Here is a 24,530-nt window from a genome sequence, read left to right as displayed (position 1 = left end):
TTCCTAGGACTAGTGCATAAACGAAAGTACTAGCTTGAATTTTTCATCCAAAGGAGATGTTTCCCTTGAAAAAAACGATAAGTATATGCATAGCAACAGGGCTGCTACTCACTTTATCCATCGGTACCATGAGCACGGTAAACGCTGAATCCAAAGCCAAAACTTACAAGAACTGCACAGAATTAAATAAAGATTACAAAGGCGGTGTTGCTCTTTCCAGTTCAACTAAGAACAAGGGCGGCAAAACAAAATATAAACCCTATGTATCCAAAGAGCTCTATAATGCCAACAAAAAAAGCGACCGTGACAATGACGGAATCGCTTGTGAGAAATAAAATTCTATTATAGTTCTACCGTTTGCTTAAGCCGTAGGTCCGGTGTGAAAAAGAGCCGGTAGCTCATTACACTAAGCAGTATACTTGTTATGGCCGCAGAAGCGGTGAATGAGAACACAATCAGAATCTGGTAGCGGACTGCGATTACTGGATCAGCACCTGCAATAATCATACCCGTCATCATCCCTGGAAGCTGGACTAAGCCTACTGTCTTCATTCCGTCGATGGTTGGGATCATACTGAATTTCACAGATCTTTTTCTAACTTCATGGATCGCCTGTGGAACCGTTGCACCGAGTGACAGCAGGGTCTCGATTTCCCCTTTGCTCTGCTGTATTTCGTGCTTGATGTGGTTAATGAACAACCCCGAGACAACCATGGCGCTGCCAATGGTCATGCCACTAATCGGAATGATATATTGTGGAGTCGCCTCAATAATATGTAAGCCAAGCAGAATGCCCATCATGAGAAGTTCCATAGAGGCGATCGCAAGTCCAATTCTCCAGACTAATCCACGTAGTCCCTTCCCTCTTTTCGCTGCATTCCATGCGGCAACACTTATCATGAAGATTATAATCAAAATGACGTAGATCATCTGATCGGTTTTAAAAATAAATTGCAGCACATATCCGACCGCTAGCAATTGAATCGCCGACCTTATAGTGCCTACAATAATATCTTTTTCCTGTCCGAGCTTTTGCCATACTGAGACTAACATCGTTCCTAATACAAACAGAAGCGTAAAACTCAGTGCAGTATAACTCATAATAATGACGCTCCTTCTAACGGTCGAATAAACCTTTTGGCCAAAGCTTCCGCAGATTCAGCAAAAAAAGATTCACTCAAGTGTTGTTCTAGCTTACCATTCCCCATAAACCATGTGGTAGTGCTTATTCGGCTAGCCTGTTTAAGGTCATGAGTCACCCATATCATTGAAGTTCCTTCTTCTTTATGCCACTGAACTAGCAGATCCTCAACCCTTTGAGTACTGTCAATGTCTAGTGATGCTGTGATTTCATCGAGTAATAGAACATTAGGTCGCAGCAACAATGACCGAATTAGGGAAATCCGCTGCTTCTCACCGCCAGAGCAATCTGCCGCTTTTTTACTTAAATCCAATTGATCCAGCCCTAGCTGCTCCAATAGTCGCTGTACTAGTTTAAGGTCATACGGTCTGTCATGCAGCTTACTGACGGTTCTTAGGTTATCCTCCATACTGCCAGGCAACATAACCGCTTGTTGAGCCACAAACCCTACTTTCATTCTCCACAGCCTTGAATCCATGCTTTTGAATGAAGTGCCATTAACAAGCATATCCCCTTCATCCGGAGCATCCAACAGAGCCATTATTCTAAGCAGTGTGCTTTTACCTTGACCTGAGGCGCCGATCAAAGCGATCCGGTCCGATTCAGTTATTTCTGCGGAGATGTCCGAGAATAGATATTTCGAAGCCTGTTCGCTGCTTTTCCAGTTCAGTTTTGCAATTCCTTGAATTTCAAAAATACGGCCCAATGCCTTACCTCCTATTGCCACACGTACAAATTACATACCACCACGTATTATAGCATTTTAACATAAAAAAAGAGAAAGGCATCTCCTCTAAGAGACACGCCTTCCCCTACAATTTATTGATTAAATCGAGCTGTAACGAACACTGCCGGTGAATTCCAATAGATCGTTACTTCATTCGTAGAGTAGCTAAGTTCGTGATCTACAAAACACTGAGCGGCTGGTTTGCCTTGCAGATGTTCTACTACATATTCATCATGGAGCCCACGATCTGGCCCCCCAGACACTAGACCCGGGACTGGATCAGCCACATGATCACCAACAGATGGACGATGGTGAGGATGTTTCACAGGACGATCGCCATATCCGGTAACATAACTGATATCAAGTACATTACGCCCCATCAGATAGTGTAAATGATCTAGCGCACAGTCCGCAAAACTCGAATCACCACTAAAATATTCAGCTGCAAGCAGCAGCATTGCGTTATTCATTACGAGCATGTTACTTCCCCAAATGTAATCCTCCTCTTTCAAGGAGATTCTAAAACCATCCTTACGACTCACTTCTGCTAAACGTTCCGCTTCAGCCAGAAGTCCTTCTCTTAAGGAAGCATACAAAGCACGGTCTGCTAGATCTTCACCATTTAAGAGATATGCAAGTGTGCCGTATCCCCCCATATTTGCCCATCCTAGACTGTATTTTGAAAAAGACAACTGCACCAGTTGCAGAACAGCTTGATGGTATTCTTCTTTCCCCGTCGTACGATAGAGCTCCGCAGCTGCCCAATACCGCTCATCCTTGTCGTTCCCATCTCCATATTCACCGGTGCTAATTTCTGGCGGATTTATAAACCCTGGCGCATCTGGGTGTTGAACAAGCCATTCCCAAGCTAGTGTTGCGGCATCCAGACATTTCTTCGCATAAGCTGAGTCAAAGGGCTCATATATCCGCGCTGCCATGGCCATGACTCCAGCAAAATCTCCAGTGGCGGTTGCTGACACCGGTGAGAAATATAGATCTGCTGTATCAGCCTCTGGCATCACATCCAAATCTGGAAAGCTCAGCGTAGTCAGTTTATGATACACTCCACCTGTTCTATAGTCTTGCATTTTGAATAACCAATCCAGCTCCACTTTGCATTCCAGCAGAACATCTGGAGTTATCCCCCCACTTTCAGGAATCGGGATAGCGCTTACAAAAGCAGATGGATATAACACATAGGCTAGTAATAGATCAGCGATGGCCTTGGCTCCAGGTCCACTATATTTACCATAATCACCTGCATCATGCCAGCCTCCAGAACAATCTAGCCGACGCTCCGTTTCACCATATACAATTCCCTCTGCTGTATGACATGCCTTATGCTTCCAATCTCCAGCATACTCTTCAGTCAACTCAACCCCGCAACGATAATAATAAAAGGCCTTCAACAAGCCCTGTTGAAGCTCGTGATAAGGTTTATCTGAGATTATAAATGATGCCGAAGCTATCCCCTCACCCTGCTCAATCCGGTATCTACCTGTAGCACTAACCTCAGAAAAATCACCTGTATGTACAGTTACTCCGCTTGCCTCATCAAACCGTTCTGCACCCGATACCCCTTCGAATACTACATCACCACTGTCCACATTAACGATCCTAAAGTCATGTCCAGAACCAGAAAATACCGCAATCTTTTCTCCATCCACCGGATATCCAATTTGATTAACAGTAATGGTTCGGAGTGTACGCTCGCTCATCTTCATTCTCCTTCATATCAATTTGATGAAGCTGATGATTACAAGTTATAAGTCTCTCTTTCAAGTTGAGAATACTCTATTTTAGTTATCCCTGGCAATGATGTATACAAGAAAAAACCTAGAGCTAATCCGAAACGAAACGGATAACCCTAGGAAATAAACACAGCTTATTTGCCGTCAAGCAATTTAATAAAGTTAGCTGGAAGTGTGAATTGCTTATTATGAACCACTATACGGCGAAGCTCCTCCTCGAAGGAGCTAAGATCATCTTCATCATCGTCTTTGATTTCCTTTATATCTCGGTGCAGACGCTCCATTTGTAGATCAAGGGCATGAGCGGCATCCGCAGCATTTTTCAGCTCACGTGTCATACTCTCAGGTACCGATTTATTATATTTATAGAAGATTTTATGTTCGAGACTTGCCCAGAAATCCATAGCAATGGTACGAATTTGTACCTCAACGCACACTAGCTCCTGACGATCTGACATAAATACCGGTACCTGAATCAGCAAATGCAAACTTTGATATCCGTTAGGCTTGGGATTCTTAATATAATCCTTCACTTCAAGAACCGTTAAGTCGTCCTGCTTTTGAAGCATTTCACTAACATGATAAATATCTGAGATAAAAGAACAGGTAATCCGCAAACCAGCAATGTCTTTAATACAATTTCGCACTGAGTTCAGTGATAATTCGCCATTTTTGCGCAGCATTTTGTTCATAATACTCTCTGGAGACTTGATCCGCGATTTGGTATGTTCAATCGGGCTGTAATCATGAAGTGATTGAAACTCCTGTTTCAGGATCTCAATCTTCGTCTCCATCTCATCCAATGCAAATTTATAAATCAACATAAAACGGGTAACCTCGTGCTTTAGCTTTTTAAATTGTTCGATTTGATTCTCGGGGGTCATAATCCATTTCTCCTCTTGTAGCGATTCTCTATATTTATCATAGCCAATCCACTAGTGAAATTCAAATTCAGTGGATTTCACTTATTAATTTAGAGAAGACAGCAAGATTAACCTACCGCCATTTTTCAAACTCATGTTGTCTTAAGAATACGCTTGAACTTTTCTAGTTAAGCTGTTTCCACTTTTGTTCTAACGTCTGGGGAATATAACCCTCCAGTAACGTTAAGAGCTCCTGCGGCTCATCTGATAGGTTTAGCAGACTGAGATGTGAAGCATTAGAGAATCCCTCGTTAATGCTATGTTGAATTAAATTCATCAGAGGGTCAAAGTAATGCCTGATATTTAGAACACCCACCGGTTTCTTATGGATACCAATTTGTGACCAGCACAAAACCTCAAACAGCTCTTCATACGTCCCAAAACCACCGGGTAATGCAATAAAACCATCCGCCAATTCTCCCATTTTTGCTTTACGTCCATGCATATCTTCTACTTCTATCAACTGCGTTAATTCTCTATGTACCATCTCTCCATTAAACAACCCCCTAGGCATAACCCCGATCACCTCACCTCCACCTTTCAACACAGCATTGGCGACTTCACCCATTAATCCGATTCTGGACCCCCCGTAAATTAAGCGATAATTATTCATCGCCATGTAGTTTCCAAGTTCAACAGCTTTATCCTTATATTCCTCATGTACCCCTAAATTCGACCCTGCAAAAACGCAAATTGATTTCAAATCCTCATCCCCAAACTATATATTGATAATATCCGACATCTAATATACTATATGTTGGTGAATAAATCATGTTAAAGATTAAGGAGTGCTACATAATATGGAGATCAATGAAGTGCAGAAATGGATAAAAAGCTTTTATGGGCAAAGAGGCTGGGCCGATTACGGACCTTTTATAAGGGTTGGATTTCTTATGGAAGAAACCGGTGAGGTTGCACGGGCAGTACGGTCCTATGAAATCGGAAGAGATCGTCCAGATGAATCTACCCCTCCACCAGAGCAACTGAGAAACGACTTGATTGAGGAAATCGGAGATGTGCTAGGAAATATCGCATTGTTAGCCGATTTGTATGGCATCACTTTAGAAGAGGTATTTACTGCGCATAAAGAAAAATTAGTGAAACGATTTAATTCCTAAGTAGATGTAGAAAAAGGGCTACAATCGGCATCACCGATTTGTAACCCTTTTTATATATTTAAACCTCGTTAAGCTTTACCGCTTAGAGTATGATTCGAAATAGCTTTAATTATGGTTTCCCAATCATCAGGGTGAACTTCGTGACCCGTTCCTTCTAAGGTTAGTAGTGACACATTAGGAATTTCTTCGGCAAGCGCCAAGCCATGCTCTAAAGGAAGTACGCTGTCTTCTGTACCGTGGATAACTAATGTAGAAACTACGATATTTTTCGCCTTACCTTCGTAGTCATCTACCCCTGTTAGAAGAGCATGATTAAACATGCTGAGTAAGTTATTTGCACGTTTTATTTCCATCCTAACTTGTTTATACGCTCTTTTCTCATCGAATTTATGTTTTGAACCACAAAGTATGCTCGAACCGGAAACCAAGTAATCTGCTACCGCTTCTTCATCTGACCAATCCAGAGTAGCTCCATCCGCATGAAAAGCGAGAATCCTCTCATCCATTGGAGGCAAGTTCCGATCATTATCATCAGATTCAAAAATACTAGATGCGATCAATGTTAAGGTTAGAACTTTCTGAGGATGGCGAATAGCAAGAACTTGTGCAATCATACCCCCTAAGGACATCCCCACGATATCTGCCTGTTCTATATTATAAGCGTCAAGTAACCCAGCAGCATCATCGGCCATATCAAGCACTGTATAATTGGAACTCCCAGGTTCATAAACAACAGAACGTCCTACATCCCGGTTATCATATCTAATAACGTATCGTCCTGTATCCGCTAATCGTTGACAAAACTCCTCATCCCAAAAAACCATAGAACATGTGGCACCCATAATCAGTAATATTGCAGGATTGCTGGAGTCTCCAAAACTCTCCGAACATAGTTCAATACCGTTTACTTTAAATATCTTTTCGCTCATTGTTAATCCTCATTTCATTCGAATTTGGTAATCAAAGATTGCACACTTAAATAAGACCGGTCACATTTTAAAATAAATGGATGATGGTATCATTGAATTGTACCTCGATTTAACGCAAACGAATGAACTTGATAATCACGATAAGCACTCTCCTATTCGTTACTATGGGTTTTGAACCCAGCTTCGATTATAACACAAAAAGACTATCTCTCGATCTTAGCGACCAAGTGGATAGCCTAATTTTGCAACGAAATTATTCATTAAATAAATACTTCTTCAACAGTCAAATTACGCTCCTTGGATAAATCCCTAAACGTAGTTTCATCTACTTTCACTAACGGCTTAAAAATGTCCAAAGGATTATTCATAATAATCGTACCTTGCTCTCCATTGCTAAGCTGAACATTTTTACCTACAAAGTTCGGCAATAAATGTCCAATCAAAGCTTGTACCGCATTTCCATTCAGTTTACCAAAGCCTAGCTCATGCACCTTGCGCAGAACGGTTATTAGCCCCTGTTTTGGTTGATTCGCTCTTGTTGAGGTCATCCCGACGTAAGCATTAGCGACAGCCACGATCAGTGTATACGGGTGCAGGTCCGTCTTACGAAGCATATTAGGATAACCTGTCCCATCCTCAAATTCATGATGCTGAAGCGCCACCAGTGCAGTCTTCTCGTCATTCATAGATTTAAGAATAATATCGTATCCATATGTAGTATGACGTTTTAGTTCTTCCGTTTCCTCAGAGGTTAAGTTTCCTGCCTTATTCAAGATAGAAGGGTCGATCTGACTTTTTCCTATGTCGTGTAGATACCCAGCCCGGCTAATCTCGTAACGTTCTTCTTTGGTATAACCTAACCAAGTCGCTATGTAAAAAGATAACAGTCCGACCTGCAAAGAATGATTGTATGTACCAACGTCCTCCCGCTCAAGCAACAGTAATAAGGACACTACATCCTTATGCTCATCCATTTTTTCCAGCAAGGGCTGCAGCGTAAGATCTACATCTGACTGCGTGAAACTGCCCTTGCTGAGTGCTTCTAGAAAAATAGACTCATAGTTTTGGATCACAAGATCAAAATTTCCATTCAGACTTTGCTCCAAATTCATCCCTTCATTATCCATCGCTATGCTGCGAGGTTCAATATCGACATAATCGATACGATGTCTCATCAGGAGGGTGATTTCTTCTTTGTAGACAATGGTCCCCTTCGGGAGCACATGTAGGCCAACACTATTGAAAGTGTCCATCATAAGACAATCGCCATGTTTTAGATCTGTGACATGAGCTTTCAAAATTCAGCACCCTTCCTATGTATAGGTATATTTTACCTTAAGGATAGCTAAATTCTTCCAAAGTCACAATATGGTTAAAGTCTCATTAACGCTCATAATTAGTTCAAAAGACCCCTGCGGCTTCACCTAAAAAGGAATACTAAAGTCCGCGATCACTTTTCCGATCAACTGATCCTTCGCTACAAAAGGAGTAGCCCAAAGATGAGCATCATAGCTTATATTCCGGTTATCTCCGAGAAAAAAGTAATGGTCCGCCGGAACCGTAACGGGTCCAAAAGTATAGTCCATCCGCTCATTAAGATAGGGTTCATTGATCTCCGTTCCGTTTCTGTAAAGTGCTCCATCTTTAATTTCAATGGTATCGCCTGGCAGCCCTATCAACCGCTTCACATATCTTTTATTCTCATCGCCTGCTACCGGCGGCGTAAACACAACGATATCTCCATGATCAAGTGTGGTCATCCATAACATTTTTTCAACGATTAGTCGGTCATTAATTTCAATTGTAGGGATCATAGAGCCCGTGGGAACCTTCATGGCTTCAGCAACATAAGTTCTTACAAACAAAGAAATGACCACGGCGATAGCAATACTAGGCAAATATTGTTTGATAAATTTCAACATAATCGCTCACCTCATATTCATTTTATAGACTCTTTGATCGGTGCTGTAGCTTTTTTCGCTCATTCATATTCAGTTCATATTGTCGTCATGTAGGGTTCACCTTCATCGGGTAAGCTTTCTTTGGCGAGTCTTTAGGATAGCCATAATAACTGATGAGGACAGGTGAAGATACGCGTGAAACCAAAAGAAGAAGCTACGAAAAAAAGGATGAATAAACCGCTTCGAATTACACTTATTTCCTTAGGGGCTTTAGCTACCGCAATAGTACTTTTTCTAGTGACTGTTTTTGTCGCTAATATTTTCTTCAATAAATCGGACCAAGCTAGAATAAAACCTTATGGTCAGTCTGTAAGCGTTGATGGTAAAAATATGAATGTTTTGATTCAAGGACAAGGCGAAGAGACAGTCGTGCTATTACCTGGTTATGGAACGGTGGCACCGGGACTTGATTTTAAGCTGCTAGTAGATGAACTATCTCCATTTTACAAAGTTGTCGTGATCGAGCCTTTCGGTTATGGATTAAGTGATAGAACTGAAAAAGAACGAACCACGGAAAATATTGTAAGTGAGATTCATGAAGCTGTAAAGCAGCTTAAGATTGACCGTTATATTCTAATGGCACACTCTATTTCCGGTATGTACAGTTTGAATTATGTGAACAAATATCCAAACGAAGTGAGTGCATTTGTCGGGATTGATAATAGTATTGCAACGGAAGACAGAATAGGTGTTAAAATACCAACAGGAAAATTAAAACTACTTAGAAAATCAGGATTGGGCAGATTGTTATTTAAATCAAGTGGAAATCCCTATGCTGAATTGCCGTTTGATGATGAAACTAAAGAACAATTGAGATTGCTTACACTTAGAAACACTTATAATTACACTAATTTAAATGAAGTGGAACATATGTCTTCTAATTATAAAGGGGCTCTAAATTCAACTTTTCCAAAGGATATTCCCCTATTGCTCTTTGTACAAGGGGATGATACTCTCTTAAAAGATTGGATATCATTGCATGAAGAGCAAGTCAAAAATTCCGTACAAGGAAAATTGGTAAAACTTGATGCAGGACATTATCTGCACCATACCAAATCAAAAGAAATCGCCGAAAATTTTAAGACATTTATGAAAGAAATAAAATAAGTATAGATTGTATCGCTCAGATTGTCTAAACCGTTTCACCTAATCTCCATGCTGCTGCATCATGTGCAAGCTACCTTGCATTTCATGCCGCAGTATTTTTTCTTATTCATCCTTCGTTTATATTTACGTACCTTCACTTCTCAAACCGCTCAATGATTCGATTCATTTCCCCATCCACATCAATCAAAGTATTCTTAGGAATATGAATGACTATCAAACCACCAAAGATTTGTTCACATTTCCCTTCATTATCCGTGATCCGTTGTTTAAAAGCAGAAATGGCTGCTGAATCAACAGCTTCTTTACTGAGGAGCCAGGCGTACCTTTTAAAATGAGATTTCTGTACCGTTTCCTGATAATAAAAGATTCCTTGTTCTTCCTTCACTCGTATAATATCACCCATTGTAACACCTGGATTAAAAATCGGCGTCTCTTCGATGCGGTATTTATCTTTACCAACTGGAGTTACATCAAGGATTTCAATTTCACGGCCTGCTGGATCGAAACAAATATGCAGTCCTGACGAATCTAGCATCGGCACACCTCAATTCTTATCAAAGTCTGATCTTGATGATTCTAAATAACACAAAACACAATAAATACATTAAGCTTGTAACCCCAAACAATCTGAAGATACCTGGCGTCAAAAACATATACAGACTGTAGGGAAAACTCCAAATAAAGGCGAGAAGCATGAGAAGACTTCTGTTTAAAGAGATGCCTATCGCTAGTAATCCGGCCGGCAACACCAGCATTACCATACTCATTATAATACTGGATTGATTCGTAACCTCAGCATAAGGATTAATGAATATAAATATAAACCATAAAAAAACGGTCATCAAACTGGATACATATCCAATGAGTTTAATGATTGTTAAGTTTATGGATTGCTCCATTCCATCACCTCAATTCTTTCGCAATAATTCTCTCCAGCCATTTCCACGGGAGCAGCGTTTTGCCTAAGATCAAGATCCGGGTGCCTTTGCCGATAGGGTACCGAAGCCTTGGTGACTTCATTTCAGTAATACGACCGATAAGATCTGCGACTTGACTTGGATCTGGTGCAGTTTCAGCGGTATGTTTGGAATATCGTAGCACTGCATCCAGACGTTTTCTGTAAGGAGAATTCTCGCTTCGACGGATTTGTTCTATTCCCTTTCCCCAAATCGGGGTACGGAAAGAGCCAGGTTCAATTAATACTACACGTATTCCATAAGGAGACATTTCATGACGTAGACTTTCACTGAATCCTTCTACTGCAAATTTGGAAGCTGCATATGGAGCATACCCCGGAAACCCGGACAACCCGCTTATACTCCCCACATTAATAATCGTACCACTTCTCTGTTCTCGCATCACTGGCAGCACAGCTTTTGTCACCGCCACTAATCCGAAAAAATTCGTCTCCATTTGCTGGCGCCATTCCTCCATAGTTATCTCTTCTATGAAGCCGCCTATAGCAAAACCTGCATTGTTAACCAGAACATCAATTCTTCCAAATGTATCATGCACTGAGGATATAGTCGCCTCTATAGAATCACTATCAGTTACATCCATAGTCATGAAATGAAGCTGCTTTAAGAGTCCTGCTTGCTCTGCCTGCTGTTCAAGCTCACCTTTACGACTCAAATCGCGCATGGTTGCTACAACTTTGAATCCCTGTCCAGCTAGTTTGAGGGCTGTGAGCAGTCCAAATCCACTAGAAGTTCCGGTTATTAAGGCCACTCGATCCTGCATTCGATCTAGTTGTGAATTCATATTTGACTCTCCTCATGTTTCATTATTCCAAAAAGCAAACTAACGTTCTATTTCGGGGTTGACTATCCATTAATTTCAAGTTATAGTGATTGCATCATTTATATTCTGTGCGGGAGAAGCACCTCGCAAGACAGGCAATCATGCCTATCTTGGAGGTGCTTTTTTGCGCGCATAAACTAATTAAGGAGCTGAAACGATTGATAATTCACAAATTTAGTTATTTTAAAAGGTTCGTCCAATTCATCCTTGTAGTAGCTCTCCTCATTAGCAACCTTCCGATGGCTGCTGGAGGTACAGATTGGGATTCTGCGTTAAATGACATTAACGGTCTCCATGGTAATTATACCTCTCTTCAAGCTGCCCTCAAGTCTGATAGCTCTAAAATCCAGATACTGCGCAAGCAGAACAATGAAACACTGAAATCTATTCACACTGTCATAGAGTCAACAGATAAGGCTCTGCTGAGTCGTTTATCTTCTGAAGCCACAACTGTTCAAAAGAAGCACGCTCCCCTCCTGGAACAATACAGTACACTCAGTAAGCAGTCTGCTGCAGCGAAGAAAGCTAAAGACTTTAAGACCGCCACTCTCCTTGACCTGAGACGCAATAAGCTCAAGGCTGCGGTAACCATCGCTAGAACTGAAATCAAGGCAAAGACAGACGCGTTGGCAACCGCCCGTAAGCAAACCGCTACTAAGCTCAAACCTATCAAAGATGCGCTGGCACCGATCACAGCTTTGAAGAAGCAAATCACCGACGAGAACAAGAATATCGCTGCAGCACAGAAAGTTCGATCAGAAGCAGATAAACACTACAAATCGGCTGTAAAACAAGGAGATGCGATTACAGCAGCAACAGAATTGAGAGCATCCTATGATCAAATGATACGAGTTCATGCCATGCAGCAAAATATTTACAGCTGGGAGCAGAAGATAGCACTAGCTTTGCGCGCCGCAGAATCTAAGCTTCCATAAGTAGAGCGGTTCGCCATTCCTTAAATCAGTTTTACCAGTAAACTGATGAAACCGGCTGCGGGCTCGATCAGCAATTGGGCTAGCAATGTCCCTAGAAATCTGGAGCCCATCAAGACGACATATATTTTTCCAAGCTGGTTGCGATATTCTATATTTTCAGTAGCCTTATGAGTAATAAGACCAAGCTGCGGGTCGATAAATACGGTGAGCAATATGGTTGCTAATCCGTTAATTAGTCCAGAAGCTTGAGAGGCAGTGGTGCTGAATTCAGGAACTAACTTGGCAGCATACAGAGAAGCCAATACACCGACCGTATAGAATGCTGTAACAAAAACATTCATGACAATAAACCGTTTAGGAATTCCCAGGTATCTAAAGTTATATAGGTTCACTTTTGGTTTTCTTATGTATTTTCTTGTATTCTTTAACTGCCCAATGGTTACGCTCGTAAGCAGCTTGGGAATAGAACCTTCGATCTCTAGCTTAGATATGATTCTACCAAAAAGACCCACAAAGGTAGGAAACACGGCAATTGCAATTAAAGTGCCTAATGATGAAGCTAACAGAATAATTCTCAAATAATTAATAAGCGGAAAATCAGGATGCAATTTGGCATAGTCTACGAATTTAGCCGTCAGTGGAGCTTGAATCATGTTTGCGGTTCTTGACACGAGAACAATAATGCCTGTCAGAGACAAAGCAATAGCTATCTTGTTCAGCTTCACTCCGGCGTATCTTACCGAATACGATAAGGTTTCTGCAGTATGAATAATCATTGTAAGCAAGCATACTACAATCAAACTGTTAACCATTTGTAGGTTCATCTCCAATGAGAAAGCTATTTATCAACTTGGTACTGTTTTGGCTGAAAGTATTGATCCAATCCATAAGAAAGTATAATTCCAACGCCATATCTAACAAGGTCAATCCATAGGAACCCTTTTCCGAGAATTAATCCGCCGAGTACAGTAGCCCGGATGCTGTTGATCCACTCCGCTTGATATAGCTGGCTGAATTCTATGCTGAAGCTAAAAATCAGACTCCACATAAAAGCAATCCACAGCTTCCTGTTCACTAGCAGTACGCGAAACATAAAGTAAACCATGCTGCCCCAAAGTGCGTCTCCAAAATGTCTCGATACAAACAAAGGCAGATGTTCCGAGAATACTCTAGAGCTTAAACCCAGTGCAATAACAATTAGGCAGATGCATCCATAAAAAAGTCTTTCTTTCAGAGCATTAACTCTCATTTCCATCCTCTATCCAGCGTCTGACTTGAAGTTTATGCTTGCGATAATATTAATGATCACGATATAAAACGGATAAATAATCATGGCCCCTATTATGATCAGTCCAGTTACCGGTGCTGGTTTATCCGCAGCTTCTGTAATTGGGAACCATGCTGCAAATAAATTAACGAACAGAAACAAATAGGGATACCACAGGATCGCAGTGAAATATTTGGATTTTTTACCGTTGAAATATTTTTTTGTAATCCAAACAAACCCTATAGAAGAAAATATAAATAATACAAGCATGAAGATAAGCAGCAAGTTATCTACTTTACCCAGCTCCAAGCCCGAAATTCTACTGATTCGATAAATATTCACTAGTAGCTCTATGACGACAAACAACATAAAGGCATAAAATGCGCTTAATCCATTGAGCTTAATAAAATATCTCATTTACTCAGCGCTTCGGGATTCCACATTCGTTCCACACTAGTAAGCTCTAATTCATCAAATTCCAACTTATAAATATCTGGTTTGGAAGTCTGTTCAAAGAACTCATAACCATACTCTTTATTGAAGTAATTCAGGATAATGGTCATGATATTCCCGTGCGTACCAAGTGCGATTTTACTGCCTTTATTTTGCCGGATCAATTCTTTTATGATTGGAATCGCACGCTCTTGAGCTTCCTGAGTACTCTCTCCATCCGGCATTTTATATTGTAAGTCTGTGAATGAGGTCCGTATTCCCTGAAGATATTCTTGTTCACTGATCTCAATCTCCATGCTTGCGATAGCTCTTTCTCTAAGCTCCTCATACAGCTCAATCTCATGATCCGAAGCCTCAGTCAAATACTTAACCGTATCTATGGCTCGTCTATAAGGACTGGAGATAAAATGTGTGATCTCCTCCTCTGCCAATATTTCTTTAATTCTATAAGCATCCTCATGCCCTTTATCAGATAATCCTCGTTCCCTCTCATCTCCAAGCACAAAAGGTGATACTGCGTGCCTAATCATATAAATAAAAGTCTTCATGAGTAACTCCTCTCCTGCTTATTCAAATATCGTTTTTGCTGCCTCACGGTCTTTCTTGAAAATCTCCACTGGATAGGGAATGGCCATCTCGGGCAGCTCACTCTCTTTAAAGAACTTAAATTCTTCGACTTCTCCATCCATTGCTCTCAGCGTTCCACGGATGATAGAACACTCAAATACGATAACTGTATATTCCACCTGGTCTCCATTGTTATATTCGTATCTATATTTCCCTCCACCAAAAACCCCAAGAATGGAAGTAGGATTTACCATTAATCCAGTCTCTTCATATACTTCTCTGCGCAAAGTTCTTCCCGGACGTTCCCCTGGCTCGATGGCTCCTGCTGGCAATCCCCACAAGGACTCTTCAGGTTTGCGGATAAATAGAATATCATCTTCTTTATTTCTTATTACTGCAGCTACGGAGGGCATCATTAATAACTCTGATCCCACTTTTCCTCGGATTTCCTGATAATACTCAGACATCGGCACGCTATTCATCCATCCTTTCACACCGTTTAGTAGAACATCATCCTATTTTCCTCCAGCTTCCCAAAAACCCACATTATGTATATATTAGACATCTCTGTGATGGAATCCTTTAGATTCGGCAATATGCTTAGCGTGGAACAAAAAAAGCTTCCGAACGGCTCAATAGTTTCTGAGGTCCGGAAGCAGTTACAATGAGGTGAGACTTTGAACTTAATGTTTCCCTTTGTAGCCGGCAAGCTGTACGATCATGATGACAAGAACGAGCAATGAAATGAGCTGATCAATACTCATCTGCGTCCGCCTCCAATCCCAAATAAAGGATGGCTCTTCGGACGGCAATTCCTCTCCCAAGGACACTGCTTCGTTTCCCTTATACACATTATGTAGCATGAGTTCCATTTATGACTTTAAGAATGACTTACCCATCCATCCGGGCTAGTTCTTTCTCCACTTCATCTAGTTGATCTTCACCGAACACCTTAAACCCATACTGCCGTAATAACTCCGTAGTTGTACCTTCTCCTGACATCTTCGTATCCATAAATGTTCCATCATAAATATACAGACTACCACAAGAAGGACTATCCTGTTTCAAAATCGCTAATGCAACTTGATGTTCTGTAGCCAGCTTCAGCGTTGCTTGAGCACCTTTCATAAAGGGTTCTGTAACATCTGCACCTGCACCCGTCACTACCCGCTCACCTTGCCGCTGAGCATCGGGGCGAGGCGTTGGTAACCCACCGACTACCTCAGGACAAATATGGACAAAACGTCCTTCCTCATACCACTTCAGGAAACGGGCATCTAGACACGGCACATCACCATTATCATAACGTACTTTATGTCCTAACAGACATGCGCTTACTAGAATCTTCCCTGTCATCGTTATCTCCACCAGTCCGTCTAGTATTTAATATATGGCTATATTATTTACGACACAAAACTGATATGCAAGATTGAGAGGCTTGTCCTTGAAATGTTTGTGCTTCATACACAAAAGAATGCTCACAATGTCCATATAGAACTCAGTTTAATCTTGATATTGGGGGCTCTTTTCACTCCGATACCGACTCCAGCAAGTCCATAATAAATCCGCCATAAGGTAAAGACCCGCCAAAGGAAATATAATTCCCCAAACATTTTGGACAAGAGAATATAAACGCTCCATAAACGGCTGAATCCCATACACACAAGCTACCGATAACGCCCACCAATATAGAGAGAAACGAAGGCAAATATGCCCTTGCAGTTGATAAGACATTCCTGAATAATCCCACCATTGCTTTTGAAACACGCTCTTCAGCAACCAACCACTTATGTATTCAACAGCTGAAGGAATGACTAACGCTAGAAGAAGGAACATTGGGAAAGGCAGAGTTAAGTCTCTGGCAATCAGTAGAAGCAGTGGTGCGAATCCATACATGGGCTTAAAGGGACCTTTTAGAAACCCCTCTTTGCGAAAGCTTCCATTGCTATATAAGTTATATGTACCTTCCAATACCCAACCTAAAAAAGAGTAGACCATAAAATAAAAAAAATACTGACCCGCCACTGCCATCGCAGTATCTCCGCTTGAAGAAAATATAGAAGTCATCATGTTTATACACCGCTCCTAGTTGTCATTATTTTCTTAAATATCCATCCGGCCCTATTATGCCTTAATCCTTCAGAAGATATGCACGCAAAAAAGACATAACCCCAGGGTTATGTCTTCATTACAAAATATAAAGAGTGAAGCGGATTCTCTATCCTTCCACGCTTATGGTTTAAGCTGTTCTTCAGGATTCTGAGCCGGTATCAGCGGCTGATTGTTGTCTTGTTTCTTTAACGTATCCGTCGTAATTTCACTACGCACGCCAAAGTTTGAACCATACTTTTTCTCAAAGTTGCCTGCTAGCGCCTCACCGCGTTTTTGCCGATATCGGCTGTTCTCATTCCGACTACGCATTTCATTTCCTCCCTGCTACAAGAATGGCTGAGATCTGTGAAATTTGCGAAAATGCTACTAAGAACTTGGAGAAAACTCTCTGATGAGGTTGTACCTGAATTCATTATACAATAATTGCTAAAATGATCTCAAGAAAAACAGACTGCCCAATGAAGGACAGCCTGTCTTCCGAATCATTTAGTCCAAATCGTTAGGAAGCGGATCAGGATGCGAGGACTCTGCAGGCTTGGCTACCCAATCGTCTGCTTCTGGCTCGATGTCCACACCATTCTCCATCTTCTTAATTTCAGCTAATGAATCGCCGTCTTTATTTTCCTTGTTGCGGATTTCCGCTTCATCTTGAGAATAATCTGACATGTGAAATCCTCCTCAGGTGCTTTGCTTTATTTGTTCCTTAGTTATAGTTACCCGATGGAGTGTTTTGCAAACATAGTAACGATGAATGAATTTAAGGGTACATGATCCAAGCTACCAGCGGACCGATACATGAACCGACAATAGCGCAAACGGTCATCGCTACGGAGCTCATTGAAACTGACTTTTCACCGTATTCCAGCGCCTTTGCAGTTCCTAGCGCATGAGAGCCAGTACCTAAACCGATTCCAATGCCGATCTCACTTCTTATCTTAAACAGCTTTATGATGAAAGGACCGCCAATCGCGCCCGTAAATCCGGCAATCATTACAAATACAGAAGTTAGCGAAGAATCCCCACCTAAACCATTTGAGATCTGTATCGCTACAGGCGTTGTGATGGATTTTGGCAATATGGACAGAACATACATTTCAGAGAATCCTAGGCCAGCTGCTAAAAGCAAACCACTAAACATCCCTAATAACAGACCTACAATCGCTCCCCCAAGGATGGCCGGGAGGTTCTCCACTAATACATTACGTTGCTTATACAATGGGTAAGCTAGCGCTACAACAGCTGGACCGAGCAGCTTATTAATCCACTGACCGCCTATCATATATGTATCATATGGAATATTAAAATATAAAAGTATGGCTACAACAAGGGCTGTTGCTGTTAACGCGGGAATCAGTACAGGAAAGCGAAAACGTCTATATATTACGGACATCATCAAATAAATAGCAACATTAAGCAGGACAATTCCTGTCGCGATAAAAAACATTATATTTCCTTCCCCTCTTTGCCTAAGCTCTTGCTGCTCCAGCCCGCTCTGCTCTTGCCTTTCAAGGTTGAAAGCCATTGACTGGTATGTGCTGCCGCTGCAATTGTGAGGACGCTGCTAACGATAAGAATCAGGATTAATAGCAAACCTCTTCCACTGAAAATATCCATATGCTTCACGATCCCAGCCGTCGCTGGAATAAAAAATAACGGAAGGTAAGCTAATATTGTTGTTGCACCCTCTTCAATCCATTTCACAGGTACGATCTTGAATAACAATAAAACAAAGAGCAGCAGTAATCCGACGATACTCCCGGAAACGGGGAGATGCAGCTGCTTTTGCAGAAAGTCTCCAGCCAAATAGAATAAATAAAGCACGAACACTTGAATAATAATGCGAATGATTTTCATGATGCAGGATCCCTTCATTATTAAATTAACTCGGTAAAGCTTAAAAATAGGTCACCTTAATAAGAGTATCAGAGTTTTCATGAAAATTTCAATTACTTTTCGAATCTTGTAAGAAATAAACAAAAATAACCTGCATGATCTCCAAAACGCCGGAGACTTTGCAGGTTAGGTCTGTTCATTTGCAGCTCAAGAATGAGATTCTAGTTTAATTAAACCCACTGAACGACTTGTTCAGCGACTTGTCTTGTTTTGCCACGTGGTTCATTCAAACGATATCCAAAGGCTACCATACAGGAGATTCCGAAATGCTCAGCAGCCATAATCCCCTCTTCTGCAAGGAGCTGCTCAATCTTTGTTTTATCAAAACCTTCCATTGGGCAAGAATCGATTCCGATTAAAGCCGCTGATGTCATCATATTACCAAGGGCTATATAACTCTGCCGGCAGCTCCATTCGAACATTGCACGTTCATTCTCCATCAATCCGAAATCAACCTTCAAGAACTTATCGTACATATTACCTTTCCCTTCCCTCACTTCTGGAGGTAGCTCCTGTACATGCTCCATGACCCCTTTAATATAATCTGAATCAGCAGCCATATCTTTAGGAAGACGTGAAAGAATCAATACAAAATGACTTGCGGTTGGCAATTGCTTTTGTGCTCCCCAAGCATAAGCACGTAATTTCTCGCGAATTTCTGGACTTTGTACTACGACAAAACGCCAAGGCTCGAATCCGAATGAACTTGGTGACAGACGTCCTGTTTCTAGAATAAACTGAAAGTCTGACTCACTTATTTTTTTATGACTATCAAATTCTTTAGTTGCATGTCTGAACTGGTAGGCAGACAGGATTTCATTCTTGTTTAAAGACAAAGTATCCATGAGTCACACTCCCTTTACTTGGTTAGAATCGACGACCATTTGACTGTTTGCCGATCACATGCTTAATATTAGAATATATATTACTTCTTTAAAAGTACGCACATTAATGTTATGTAGTATACAAAATGATACTATGGGAGTTGAGCGACAATGCGTGACCGAAAAGGTGGCTTCGGAAATTACCCTGACAGCAATAAGGAAGCTTGCCCTGTGGAATTTACGCTTGATGTTATAGGAGGGAAATGGAAGGGCATTCTCATCTATCACTTGATCGATGGAACGAAACGTTTTAACGAATTCCGCCGAATCTGCCCAGGCATTACTCAACGTATGCTGACCCTGCAGCTTAGAGAGCTGGAAGAAGATGGGGTTGTTCACCGCGAGGTTTACCATCAGGTTCCCCCGAAAGTTGAATACTCGTTAACTGAATTTGGTGAGACACTCATTCCCATTATAAAACTCATGAAAGACTGGGGCGAGGTTTACAAAACAAAACAGCTTCCCATAGAAAGCTGTCCTGAAGGTACAGATATTACGGTGTAGCTCACAGCTGCACCTTTTATTTTCCATCATTAAAAAACGCTTCAGCCTTTTCCTTATGTTCGTTGGTTACTTGACCGGATATCGCTTTAATACCTGCTGCAATGATCGCTGCATCATCTGTAAATCCAAGGCCGAGAATCGCATCTGGTATCGCATCTATAGGAGAAATAAAATAAGCCAATGCACCGAAAGCAATTCCTTTTGCCCACAAAGGGGTCTTCGCATCGACAGCACAATAATACATCGCGATAGCATCTTTAGTAAATGGAATCTTACCTGCGAACTTTTTAGTTTTTGTCCAAAAATTCCGAGTTACCAATTCCTCATTTTTTTTGCTGTATGGAAACCTCTCTGCTGTGAGCTCCGCAGTGTTCATGTCATCATCTTTCTTCATTAAATTGTCCCTCCGTAAGGTTCATATGAAGTACATACTGTCAGTATACCCTCAGCTATAATATATATCTCTTAAATAAACTATAGCTTGTTCTATGAAACTTACACAATATCATTTGATTTCTTTAATTTTATTCAAATCACTGCTGCATAACGCTTCAAGATTATTAAAGATTCGCTCGGCATCCCAATCCCACCACTTAATCCCTTCAAGATATTCGATCAATTCAGCATCAAAGCGTTGTCTAATCACTTTACAGGGATTTCCTCCAGCCACACTATAAGCCGGGATATCTTTCACAACCGTTGAATTAGCCGCGATGACCGCTCCATTTCCAATATGTACACCAGGCATAACCGTAACATTCTGCCCAATCCACACATCGTTACCGATCACTGTATCTCCTTTATAAGGTAGATCTGATAGTTCTGGAGCTGCATGCTCCCAGCCATTAGCCATAATATTAAAAGGATAGGTCGTAACCGAATTCATTCGATGGTTCGCACCGTTCATGATAAATTCAACGCCTTTGGCAATCGCGCAGAACTTCCCGATAATAAGCTTATCGCCAATAAAATCATAATGATGCGTCACATGCTCCTCAAACTTTTCCGGACCGTCTATATCATCATAATACGTATAATCGCCAACCAGAATATTGTTTCTAGTAATCACATTTTTGATGTAACAGATGCTTTTGATCTGTTCATTTGGATAGAGTGTATTCGGATTCGGTCCATATTTCTCCATAGTAACGCCTCTCTCTCTTTTTGATAAAACATAGCAGAGATCGGAAGCCTTTTCAAATAAGTACGAATCATGAACATAAAAAGCGGCTACCGTGTGGTAACCGCCATTACAACTACTTTATCGCTTTGATAAAACATCTACTTCGTATTGCTTCACATCACTCAGCCAACTTTCTCGGACAGGCACACCACTCGTCGCACAATAATAATCCCAAATAGCTCCGAACGGATAAGATTTCAATTCCTCTACCAGTGCAAGTCTAGTAGTGTAATCCCCATCCAGTTCAATTTGCTTCAATAGCTCTATAGGTTCCAGCATCGCACGTAGCAGGGCTTTGATTGTGTTACGTGTTCCGATCACCCAAGCGGCAATGTGATTAATACTTCCGTCAAAGAAATCGAGTCCAATATGAGTTCTTTCTAGGAATTGACCTCTAACTAGTTCACGAGCAATCTCCAGCAGTTCATCATCCATAGTCACCACATGATCACTATCCCAGCGTACTGGACGGCTAACATGCAGCAACAATTGATCACCAAACAGCAGCCAAGAGGATAGTTTATTCGAGATGGTCTCGGTCGGATGGAAATGCCCAGCATCGAAGCAAACTGCTTTGCCCCGACTTAGTGCATAACCCATATAAAATTCATGCGAACCTACCACATAACTTTCTGAACCAATTCCGAACAGCTTGCTTTCTACAGCATCAATGTTATATTGCTGATCGATCTCCTCACTGAAGATCTCGTCCAGTGATTGCTGAAGTCGCACTCTCGGTGACAGACGGTCGATCGGTGTATCTTTATATCCATCTGGAACCCAGAAGTTGGTTACACAAGGCTGACCTAGTGCCTGACCGAAAGATTCTGAGATTCGGCGTGCAGCCTTGCAATGAGAAATCCAGAAGTTGCGTATTTCAGGATCCGGGTGGCTTAGTGTGAAGCCATCATTAGCTTTTTCATGAGAGAAGCAAGTGGGATTGAAATCTAATCCAAGTCCCTGCTCCTTAGCCCAGTTCACCCATCTTTCATAATGCTTAGGCTCTAGTGCATCAAGATCTACTGTCTCTTCCGTATCGGCATAAATAGCATGTAGATTAACTTTATGACGGCCTGGGATAAGCGCTAAGGCCCGCTCCAAATCACGCCGTAGTTCCTCCGGATTCCTTGCACGCCCCGGGTAACTGCCCGTGACCGCGATCCCGCCGCTGAGTTCCTTTTCCTTATTCATGAAGCCCTTTACATCGTCTCCCTGCCAACAGTGCAATGAAATTTTGATTACCTCAAGCTGTTCTAATACTTTATCTACATCAATGCCATGCTGTGCGTAGAGCTTTTTCGCTTCATTATAGCTCGTCTGAATGCTCTTTAAGCTTTCTGTACTCTGCTCCATGCTTAAGCCTCCTGATCTTGTCTTAGTGATTTCATTTAGGGGGATTTTTGTACCTCTTTGGCTCGTTTTCCGCTATTTGCGCTCAATGTAGGGCTTTTTTGTACCTCTTTGGCTCGTTTTCCGCTTTTTGCGCTCAATGTAGGGTATTTTTGTACCTCTTTGGCTCGTTTTCCGCTTTTTACGCTCAATGTGGGGGATTTATACCCCTCCTTGGCTCGTTTTCCGCTTTTTGAGCTCAATGTAGGGGATTTATGCCCCTCTTTTCCTCGTTTTCCGCTTTTTGCGCTCAATGAGGGGGATTTATACCCCTCTTTGGCTCGTTTTCCGCTTTTTGCGCTCAATGAGGGGGATTTATACCCTTCTTTGGCTCATCCATAGCTATCTAATAGTCATCCCATATATTCTCGGTTACTTTATTAGTTACTCTTATACGACCTGTAGCCGAGCAAATTCTGCTAATGCTGCGGTTTTCAGGGTGGAATCCATCATTTGTGGAAGATAAGTTGTTACATCAAATGAACGATAAATAATTTCTCTTGCTTCTTTAAGATCTGCGACCGCGCCTACACTGATCATTTGCATAACCACATTACCTAATGCGGTTGATTCCGTTGGTCCAGCGTAAATTTCCATCTCTAGCAAATCGGCCGCAATCTGGCATAGCAATCCGTTGTTCGCTCCACCACCTACGATATGCAGCCGCTCCCATTTTTCACCGGTCAATAGCTGAAGATCCTGAACGTAGAAATAATAAGAAAGAGCAAGACTGTCAAACACACATCTGGCAATCTCCCCTGGTGTCTTTGGTACCAACTGTCCGACTTCCGCACAATAGCTCTGTATCACGCTAACCATGTTGGATGGATTCATGAATCGTTCATCATTGCAGTAGATGATGGATCTAAAAGGAATTTCTTGCGCTGCCAATTCCACCAGTTCGCCGAAGCTGTACTGCCCGCCATATTCCTCACGAACCTTTTGGATCAGCCACATCCCCATAATGTTCTTAAGAAAACGAAATGAGCCGAAGGCTCCCCATTCGTTTGTATAATTGCGCTCCATCGCCTCTGGACTTGTAATTGCTGAATCCCGTTCCACCCCGATGAGTGACCAAGTACCACTACTGAGAAATCCCCAACTATCGCTACTTGCAGGAACGCCTAGTACAGCCGATGCTGTATCATGAGTGGCTACTGCTATGAACTCACAAACTGGAAGATCACCGCGTGCCGTCAAGTCATCAGTCAATCCGCCAATATGTTCCCCAGGTTCCGTTAAGGGGGGAAATTGTTCTTTTGAAAGACCAAGCAGTGCCAGGAGATCAGCGTCATAATCCCGAGTTTGCAGATTCAGCAGACCTGTGGTTGAAGCATTAGTGACTTCGCTAATTCTTCGTCCCGTAAGCCGATAGTAGAGATAATCAGGGACTAAAAGGATGGAATGTGCTGCTTCCAGCTCTACCTGATCATGCACATACAGCTGGTACAGCGTATTAATCGGGAGAACTTGTATCCCCGTCTTTCCGTAAACGCTTTCAGTTGATATATTGCGATGCAAACTCTCTACCGCTCCATCCGTTCGGGAATCACGATAAGAAAAAACTTCATGAATTCGTGTCCCCTTCTGATCTAGAAGTACGTAATCCACAGCCCAAGTATCAATTCCGACGGTACAATGCTCAATTCCTTTTGACTTCGCCTTCTGCAAGCCTTTTACAATTTCAGCAAATAAATAATCGACGTCCCAATAAAGATTACCCTTCATCTCAGTGAATCCATTACTAAAACGGTGAATTTCTGTTAATGATAAGGTTTCCTCCGGTTCTTGCAAGGTTCCACAAACGACTCTCCCACTAGAGGCTCCAATATCAATAGCAATATGATTCTGACCCTGTTTATGTGCCCCAGCATTCATTCTTAAAC

General features: G+C 41.7%; 34 protein-coding genes. 6 read left to right on the top strand and 28 right to left on the bottom strand.

The features are described 5' to 3' along the window. The first annotated feature begins 128 nt into the window (after window positions 1–128). Window positions 129–335 (top strand): excalibur calcium-binding domain-containing protein, encoded by a 207-nt coding sequence (locus R50345_RS11420; protein WP_231574261.1) that lies wholly within the window; start codon window positions 129–131, stop codon window positions 333–335. Between the two features lie 7 nt (window positions 336–342). Here the strand turns inward: R50345_RS11420 and R50345_RS11415 are convergent, their stop codons facing one another. The 5 genes from R50345_RS11415 to R50345_RS11395 all read right to left on the bottom strand — a co-directional run bounded on the left by R50345_RS11415 (window position 343) and on the right by R50345_RS11395 (window position 5,245). Next, on the bottom strand, window positions 343–1,101 hold the full coding sequence (locus R50345_RS11415) for an ABC transporter permease (RefSeq protein ID WP_042126621.1): 759 nt from the start codon (window positions 1,099–1,101) through the stop codon (window positions 343–345). Further along, window positions 1,098–1,847, bottom strand: coding sequence for an ABC transporter ATP-binding protein (locus R50345_RS11410; protein WP_081954056.1), 750 nt, complete (start codon window positions 1,845–1,847; stop codon window positions 1,098–1,100). The genes R50345_RS11415 and R50345_RS11410 overlap by 4 nt, the downstream gene beginning before the upstream one ends. Window positions 1,848–1,960: 113 nt before the next feature. Then, window positions 1,961–3,586, bottom strand: coding sequence for a glycoside hydrolase family 9 protein (locus tag R50345_RS11405; protein ID WP_042126619.1), 1,626 nt, complete (start codon window positions 3,584–3,586; stop codon window positions 1,961–1,963). Between the two features lie 167 nt (window positions 3,587–3,753). After that, window positions 3,754–4,503, bottom strand: a complete 750-nt coding sequence (locus tag R50345_RS11400) for a GTP pyrophosphokinase (RefSeq protein WP_042126617.1) — start codon at window positions 4,501–4,503, stop codon at window positions 3,754–3,756. Window positions 4,504–4,666: 163 nt separating this feature from the next. Further along, window positions 4,667–5,245, bottom strand: coding sequence for an LOG family protein (locus tag R50345_RS11395; RefSeq protein ID WP_042126615.1), 579 nt, complete (start codon window positions 5,243–5,245; stop codon window positions 4,667–4,669). Between the two features lie 97 nt (window positions 5,246–5,342). Between R50345_RS11395 and R50345_RS11390 the strand changes: the two genes are divergently transcribed. Further along, window positions 5,343–5,660, top strand: coding sequence for a MazG nucleotide pyrophosphohydrolase domain-containing protein (locus R50345_RS11390; RefSeq protein ID WP_042126613.1), 318 nt, complete (start codon window positions 5,343–5,345; stop codon window positions 5,658–5,660). A 68-nt stretch (window positions 5,661–5,728) separates the two neighbouring features. Here R50345_RS11390 and R50345_RS11385 read toward each other — a convergent pair whose 3' ends face one another. From R50345_RS11385 to lepB, 3 genes are all read right to left on the bottom strand, one after another. Continuing rightward, complete coding sequence (locus tag R50345_RS11385) at window positions 5,729–6,589, bottom strand: alpha/beta fold macrolide esterase (protein ID WP_042126609.1); 861 nt, start codon at window positions 6,587–6,589, stop codon at window positions 5,729–5,731. A 260-nt stretch (window positions 6,590–6,849) separates the two neighbouring features. Next, window positions 6,850–7,887 carry an HD-GYP domain-containing protein gene (locus tag R50345_RS11380; RefSeq protein WP_042126607.1) on the bottom strand — a complete coding sequence of 346 codons (1,038 nt, stop codon included), beginning with the start codon at window positions 7,885–7,887 and terminating at the stop codon, window positions 6,850–6,852. 126 nt (window positions 7,888–8,013) lie between these two features. Further along, a complete protein-coding gene (gene lepB, locus R50345_RS11375) occupies window positions 8,014–8,511 on the bottom strand; it encodes a signal peptidase I (protein WP_042126605.1) in 498 nt (165 codons plus the stop codon). 207 nt (window positions 8,512–8,718) lie between these two features. Here lepB and R50345_RS11370 point away from each other — a divergent pair, with 207 nt between their 5' ends. After that, a complete protein-coding gene (locus tag R50345_RS11370) occupies window positions 8,719–9,657 on the top strand; it encodes an alpha/beta hydrolase (RefSeq protein WP_042132083.1) in 939 nt (312 codons plus the stop codon). A 133-nt stretch (window positions 9,658–9,790) separates the two neighbouring features. On the opposite strand, the gene R50345_RS11365 is transcribed toward R50345_RS11370, so the two are convergent. The 3 genes from R50345_RS11365 to R50345_RS11355 are packed head-to-tail and all read right to left on the bottom strand — an operon-like array spanning window position 9,791 to window position 11,418. Beyond that, complete coding sequence (locus tag R50345_RS11365) at window positions 9,791–10,192, bottom strand: DUF4265 domain-containing protein (RefSeq protein ID WP_042126603.1); 402 nt, start codon at window positions 10,190–10,192, stop codon at window positions 9,791–9,793. Window positions 10,193–10,211: 19 nt separating this feature from the next. Then, on the bottom strand, window positions 10,212–10,556 hold the full coding sequence (locus R50345_RS11360; protein ID WP_042126602.1) for a hypothetical protein: 345 nt from the start codon (window positions 10,554–10,556) through the stop codon (window positions 10,212–10,214). A gap of 4 nt (window positions 10,557–10,560) precedes the next feature. Then, a complete protein-coding gene (locus R50345_RS11355; protein ID WP_042126601.1) occupies window positions 10,561–11,418 on the bottom strand; it encodes an SDR family oxidoreductase in 858 nt (285 codons plus the stop codon). Between the two features lie 197 nt (window positions 11,419–11,615). Here R50345_RS11355 and R50345_RS11350 point away from each other — a divergent pair, with 197 nt between their 5' ends. Then, window positions 11,616–12,392: a hypothetical protein gene (locus R50345_RS11350; RefSeq protein ID WP_156114778.1), complete on the top strand. Its 777-nt coding sequence runs from the start codon at window positions 11,616–11,618 to the stop codon at window positions 12,390–12,392. A gap of 20 nt (window positions 12,393–12,412) precedes the next feature. Here the strand turns inward: R50345_RS11350 and R50345_RS11345 are convergent, their stop codons facing one another. The 13 genes from R50345_RS11345 to R50345_RS11290 form a co-directional block, all read right to left on the bottom strand. Further along, window positions 12,413–13,204, bottom strand: coding sequence for a lipid II flippase Amj family protein (locus R50345_RS11345; RefSeq protein ID WP_042126599.1), 792 nt, complete (start codon window positions 13,202–13,204; stop codon window positions 12,413–12,415). 26 nt (window positions 13,205–13,230) lie between these two features. Next, complete coding sequence (locus R50345_RS11340; protein WP_231574155.1) at window positions 13,231–13,641, bottom strand: ribosomal maturation YjgA family protein; 411 nt, start codon at window positions 13,639–13,641, stop codon at window positions 13,231–13,233. A gap of 9 nt (window positions 13,642–13,650) precedes the next feature. Further along, window positions 13,651–14,076: a hypothetical protein gene (locus tag R50345_RS11335; protein WP_042126596.1), complete on the bottom strand. Its 426-nt coding sequence runs from the start codon at window positions 14,074–14,076 to the stop codon at window positions 13,651–13,653. Continuing rightward, a complete protein-coding gene (locus R50345_RS11330; protein ID WP_042126594.1) occupies window positions 14,073–14,660 on the bottom strand; it encodes a histidine phosphatase family protein in 588 nt (195 codons plus the stop codon). Before R50345_RS11330 ends, R50345_RS11335 begins: the two co-directional genes overlap by 4 nt. Window positions 14,661–14,678: 18 nt before the next feature. Beyond that, complete coding sequence (locus R50345_RS11325; protein ID WP_042132081.1) at window positions 14,679–15,152, bottom strand: NUDIX domain-containing protein; 474 nt, start codon at window positions 15,150–15,152, stop codon at window positions 14,679–14,681. A gap of 210 nt (window positions 15,153–15,362) precedes the next feature. Next, window positions 15,363–15,551: a hypothetical protein gene (locus R50345_RS31270; protein WP_156114777.1), complete on the bottom strand. Its 189-nt coding sequence runs from the start codon at window positions 15,549–15,551 to the stop codon at window positions 15,363–15,365. 19 nt (window positions 15,552–15,570) lie between these two features. Continuing rightward, complete coding sequence (locus R50345_RS11320; RefSeq protein WP_042126593.1) at window positions 15,571–16,035, bottom strand: 2-thiouracil desulfurase family protein; 465 nt, start codon at window positions 16,033–16,035, stop codon at window positions 15,571–15,573. A gap of 147 nt (window positions 16,036–16,182) precedes the next feature. Beyond that, a complete protein-coding gene (locus tag R50345_RS11315; protein ID WP_231574153.1) occupies window positions 16,183–16,749 on the bottom strand; it encodes a putative ABC transporter permease in 567 nt (188 codons plus the stop codon). A 162-nt stretch (window positions 16,750–16,911) separates the two neighbouring features. After that, window positions 16,912–17,100 (bottom strand): hypothetical protein, encoded by a 189-nt coding sequence (locus tag R50345_RS11310; protein ID WP_042126591.1) that lies wholly within the window; start codon window positions 17,098–17,100, stop codon window positions 16,912–16,914. A gap of 177 nt (window positions 17,101–17,277) precedes the next feature. Next, complete coding sequence (locus tag R50345_RS11305) at window positions 17,278–17,457, bottom strand: hypothetical protein (RefSeq protein WP_042126589.1); 180 nt, start codon at window positions 17,455–17,457, stop codon at window positions 17,278–17,280. Window positions 17,458–17,548: 91 nt separating this feature from the next. Continuing rightward, window positions 17,549–18,235 carry an LrgB family protein gene (locus R50345_RS11300; protein WP_042126588.1) on the bottom strand — a complete coding sequence of 229 codons (687 nt, stop codon included), beginning with the start codon at window positions 18,233–18,235 and terminating at the stop codon, window positions 17,549–17,551. Then, window positions 18,235–18,645: a CidA/LrgA family holin-like protein gene (locus tag R50345_RS11295; protein WP_042126587.1), complete on the bottom strand. Its 411-nt coding sequence runs from the start codon at window positions 18,643–18,645 to the stop codon at window positions 18,235–18,237. The genes R50345_RS11300 and R50345_RS11295 overlap by 1 nt, the downstream gene beginning before the upstream one ends. A 209-nt stretch (window positions 18,646–18,854) precedes the next feature. After that, on the bottom strand, window positions 18,855–19,529 hold the full coding sequence (locus R50345_RS11290; RefSeq protein WP_042126584.1) for an NAD(P)H-dependent oxidoreductase: 675 nt from the start codon (window positions 19,527–19,529) through the stop codon (window positions 18,855–18,857). Between the two features lie 150 nt (window positions 19,530–19,679). On the opposite strand from R50345_RS11290, the gene R50345_RS11285 reads away from it, so the two are divergent. Further along, window positions 19,680–20,072: a winged helix-turn-helix transcriptional regulator gene (locus R50345_RS11285; RefSeq protein WP_042126583.1), complete on the top strand. Its 393-nt coding sequence runs from the start codon at window positions 19,680–19,682 to the stop codon at window positions 20,070–20,072. Between the two features lie 16 nt (window positions 20,073–20,088). On the opposite strand, the gene R50345_RS11280 is transcribed toward R50345_RS11285, so the two are convergent. The 3 genes from R50345_RS11280 to rhaA all read right to left on the bottom strand — a co-directional run bounded on the left by R50345_RS11280 (window position 20,089) and on the right by rhaA (window position 22,608). Continuing rightward, entirely contained in the window at window positions 20,089–20,466 is a 378-nt protein-coding gene (locus R50345_RS11280) for a YkvA family protein (protein ID WP_042126581.1), read from the bottom strand. A gap of 111 nt (window positions 20,467–20,577) precedes the next feature. Then, a complete protein-coding gene (locus R50345_RS11275; protein WP_042126579.1) occupies window positions 20,578–21,216 on the bottom strand; it encodes a Vat family streptogramin A O-acetyltransferase in 639 nt (212 codons plus the stop codon). A gap of 117 nt (window positions 21,217–21,333) precedes the next feature. Further along, window positions 21,334–22,608: an L-rhamnose isomerase gene (gene rhaA / locus R50345_RS11270; RefSeq protein WP_042126577.1), complete on the bottom strand. Its 1,275-nt coding sequence runs from the start codon at window positions 22,606–22,608 to the stop codon at window positions 21,334–21,336. Between the two features lie 57 nt (window positions 22,609–22,665). Here rhaA and R50345_RS11265 point away from each other — a divergent pair, with 57 nt between their 5' ends. Continuing rightward, window positions 22,666–22,986 (top strand): hypothetical protein, encoded by a 321-nt coding sequence (locus R50345_RS11265; RefSeq protein WP_042126575.1) that lies wholly within the window; start codon window positions 22,666–22,668, stop codon window positions 22,984–22,986. A 48-nt stretch (window positions 22,987–23,034) separates the two neighbouring features. On the opposite strand, the gene rhaB is transcribed toward R50345_RS11265, so the two are convergent. Next, window positions 23,035–24,522 carry a rhamnulokinase gene (gene rhaB / locus R50345_RS11260; RefSeq protein WP_042126574.1) on the bottom strand — a complete coding sequence of 496 codons (1,488 nt, stop codon included), beginning with the start codon at window positions 24,520–24,522 and terminating at the stop codon, window positions 23,035–23,037. Window positions 24,523–24,530 lie beyond the last annotated feature (8 nt).

It is taken from the genome of Paenibacillus sp. FSL R5-0345, from assembly GCF_000758585.1.
Lineage (GTDB): Bacteria > Bacillota > Bacilli > Paenibacillales > Paenibacillaceae > Paenibacillus_AQ.
This window is presented reverse-complemented; position numbering and strand designations above follow the sequence as displayed.

Coding starts and splice junctions, on each gene's coding strand:
- R50345_RS11290 (WP_042126584.1), bottom strand. CDS start 19,529: ATGGATACTTTGTCTTTAAACAAGAATGAAATCCTGTCTGCCTACCAG.
- R50345_RS11275 (WP_042126579.1), bottom strand. CDS start 21,216: ATGGAGAAATATGGACCGAATCCGAATACACTCTATCCAAATGAACAG.
- R50345_RS11310 (WP_042126591.1), bottom strand. CDS start 17,100: ATGCGTAGTCGGAATGAGAACAGCCGATATCGGCAAAAACGCGGTGAG.
- R50345_RS11320 (WP_042126593.1), bottom strand. CDS start 16,035: ATGACAGGGAAGATTCTAGTAAGCGCATGTCTGTTAGGACATAAAGTA.
- R50345_RS11340 (WP_231574155.1), bottom strand. CDS start 13,641: ATGAGAGTTAATGCTCTGAAAGAAAGACTTTTTTATGGATGCATCTGC.
- R50345_RS11300 (WP_042126588.1), bottom strand. CDS start 18,235: ATGTTTTTTATCGCGACAGGAATTGTCCTGCTTAATGTTGCTATTTAT.
- R50345_RS11280 (WP_042126581.1), bottom strand. CDS start 20,466: ATGAAGAAAGATGATGACATGAACACTGCGGAGCTCACAGCAGAGAGG.
- R50345_RS11360 (WP_042126602.1), bottom strand. CDS start 10,556: ATGGAGCAATCCATAAACTTAACAATCATTAAACTCATTGGATATGTA.
- R50345_RS11295 (WP_042126587.1), bottom strand. CDS start 18,645: ATGAAAATCATTCGCATTATTATTCAAGTGTTCGTGCTTTATTTATTC.
- R50345_RS11420 (WP_231574261.1), top strand. CDS start 129: ATGAGCACGGTAAACGCTGAATCCAAAGCCAAAACTTACAAGAACTGC.
- R50345_RS11390 (WP_042126613.1), top strand. CDS start 5,343: ATGGAGATCAATGAAGTGCAGAAATGGATAAAAAGCTTTTATGGGCAA.
- R50345_RS11385 (WP_042126609.1), bottom strand. CDS start 6,589: ATGAGCGAAAAGATATTTAAAGTAAACGGTATTGAACTATGTTCGGAG.
- R50345_RS11365 (WP_042126603.1), bottom strand. CDS start 10,192: ATGCTAGATTCGTCAGGACTGCATATTTGTTTCGATCCAGCAGGCCGT.
- R50345_RS11335 (WP_042126596.1), bottom strand. CDS start 14,076: ATGAGATATTTTATTAAGCTCAATGGATTAAGCGCATTTTATGCCTTT.
- R50345_RS11400 (WP_042126617.1), bottom strand. CDS start 4,503: ATGACCCCCGAGAATCAAATCGAACAATTTAAAAAGCTAAAGCACGAG.
- R50345_RS11370 (WP_042132083.1), top strand. CDS start 8,719: ATGAATAAACCGCTTCGAATTACACTTATTTCCTTAGGGGCTTTAGCT.
- R50345_RS11285 (WP_042126583.1), top strand. CDS start 19,680: ATGCGTGACCGAAAAGGTGGCTTCGGAAATTACCCTGACAGCAATAAG.
- R50345_RS11355 (WP_042126601.1), bottom strand. CDS start 11,418: ATGAATTCACAACTAGATCGAATGCAGGATCGAGTGGCCTTAATAACC.
- R50345_RS11345 (WP_042126599.1), bottom strand. CDS start 13,204: ATGGTTAACAGTTTGATTGTAGTATGCTTGCTTACAATGATTATTCAT.
- R50345_RS11415 (WP_042126621.1), bottom strand. CDS start 1,101: ATGAGTTATACTGCACTGAGTTTTACGCTTCTGTTTGTATTAGGAACG.
- R50345_RS11315 (WP_231574153.1), bottom strand. CDS start 16,749: ATGATGACTTCTATATTTTCTTCAAGCGGAGATACTGCGATGGCAGTG.
- rhaA (WP_042126577.1), bottom strand. CDS start 22,608: ATGGAGCAGAGTACAGAAAGCTTAAAGAGCATTCAGACGAGCTATAAT.
- R50345_RS11405 (WP_042126619.1), bottom strand. CDS start 3,586: ATGAGCGAGCGTACACTCCGAACCATTACTGTTAATCAAATTGGATAT.
- R50345_RS11330 (WP_042126594.1), bottom strand. CDS start 14,660: ATGAAGACTTTTATTTATATGATTAGGCACGCAGTATCACCTTTTGTG.
- R50345_RS11305 (WP_042126589.1), bottom strand. CDS start 17,457: ATGTCAGATTATTCTCAAGATGAAGCGGAAATCCGCAACAAGGAAAAT.
- R50345_RS31270 (WP_156114777.1), bottom strand. CDS start 15,551: ATGGAACTCATGCTACATAATGTGTATAAGGGAAACGAAGCAGTGTCC.
- lepB (WP_042126605.1), bottom strand. CDS start 8,511: ATGTTGAAATTTATCAAACAATATTTGCCTAGTATTGCTATCGCCGTG.
- rhaB (WP_042126574.1), bottom strand. CDS start 24,522: ATGAATGCTGGGGCACATAAACAGGGTCAGAATCATATTGCTATTGAT.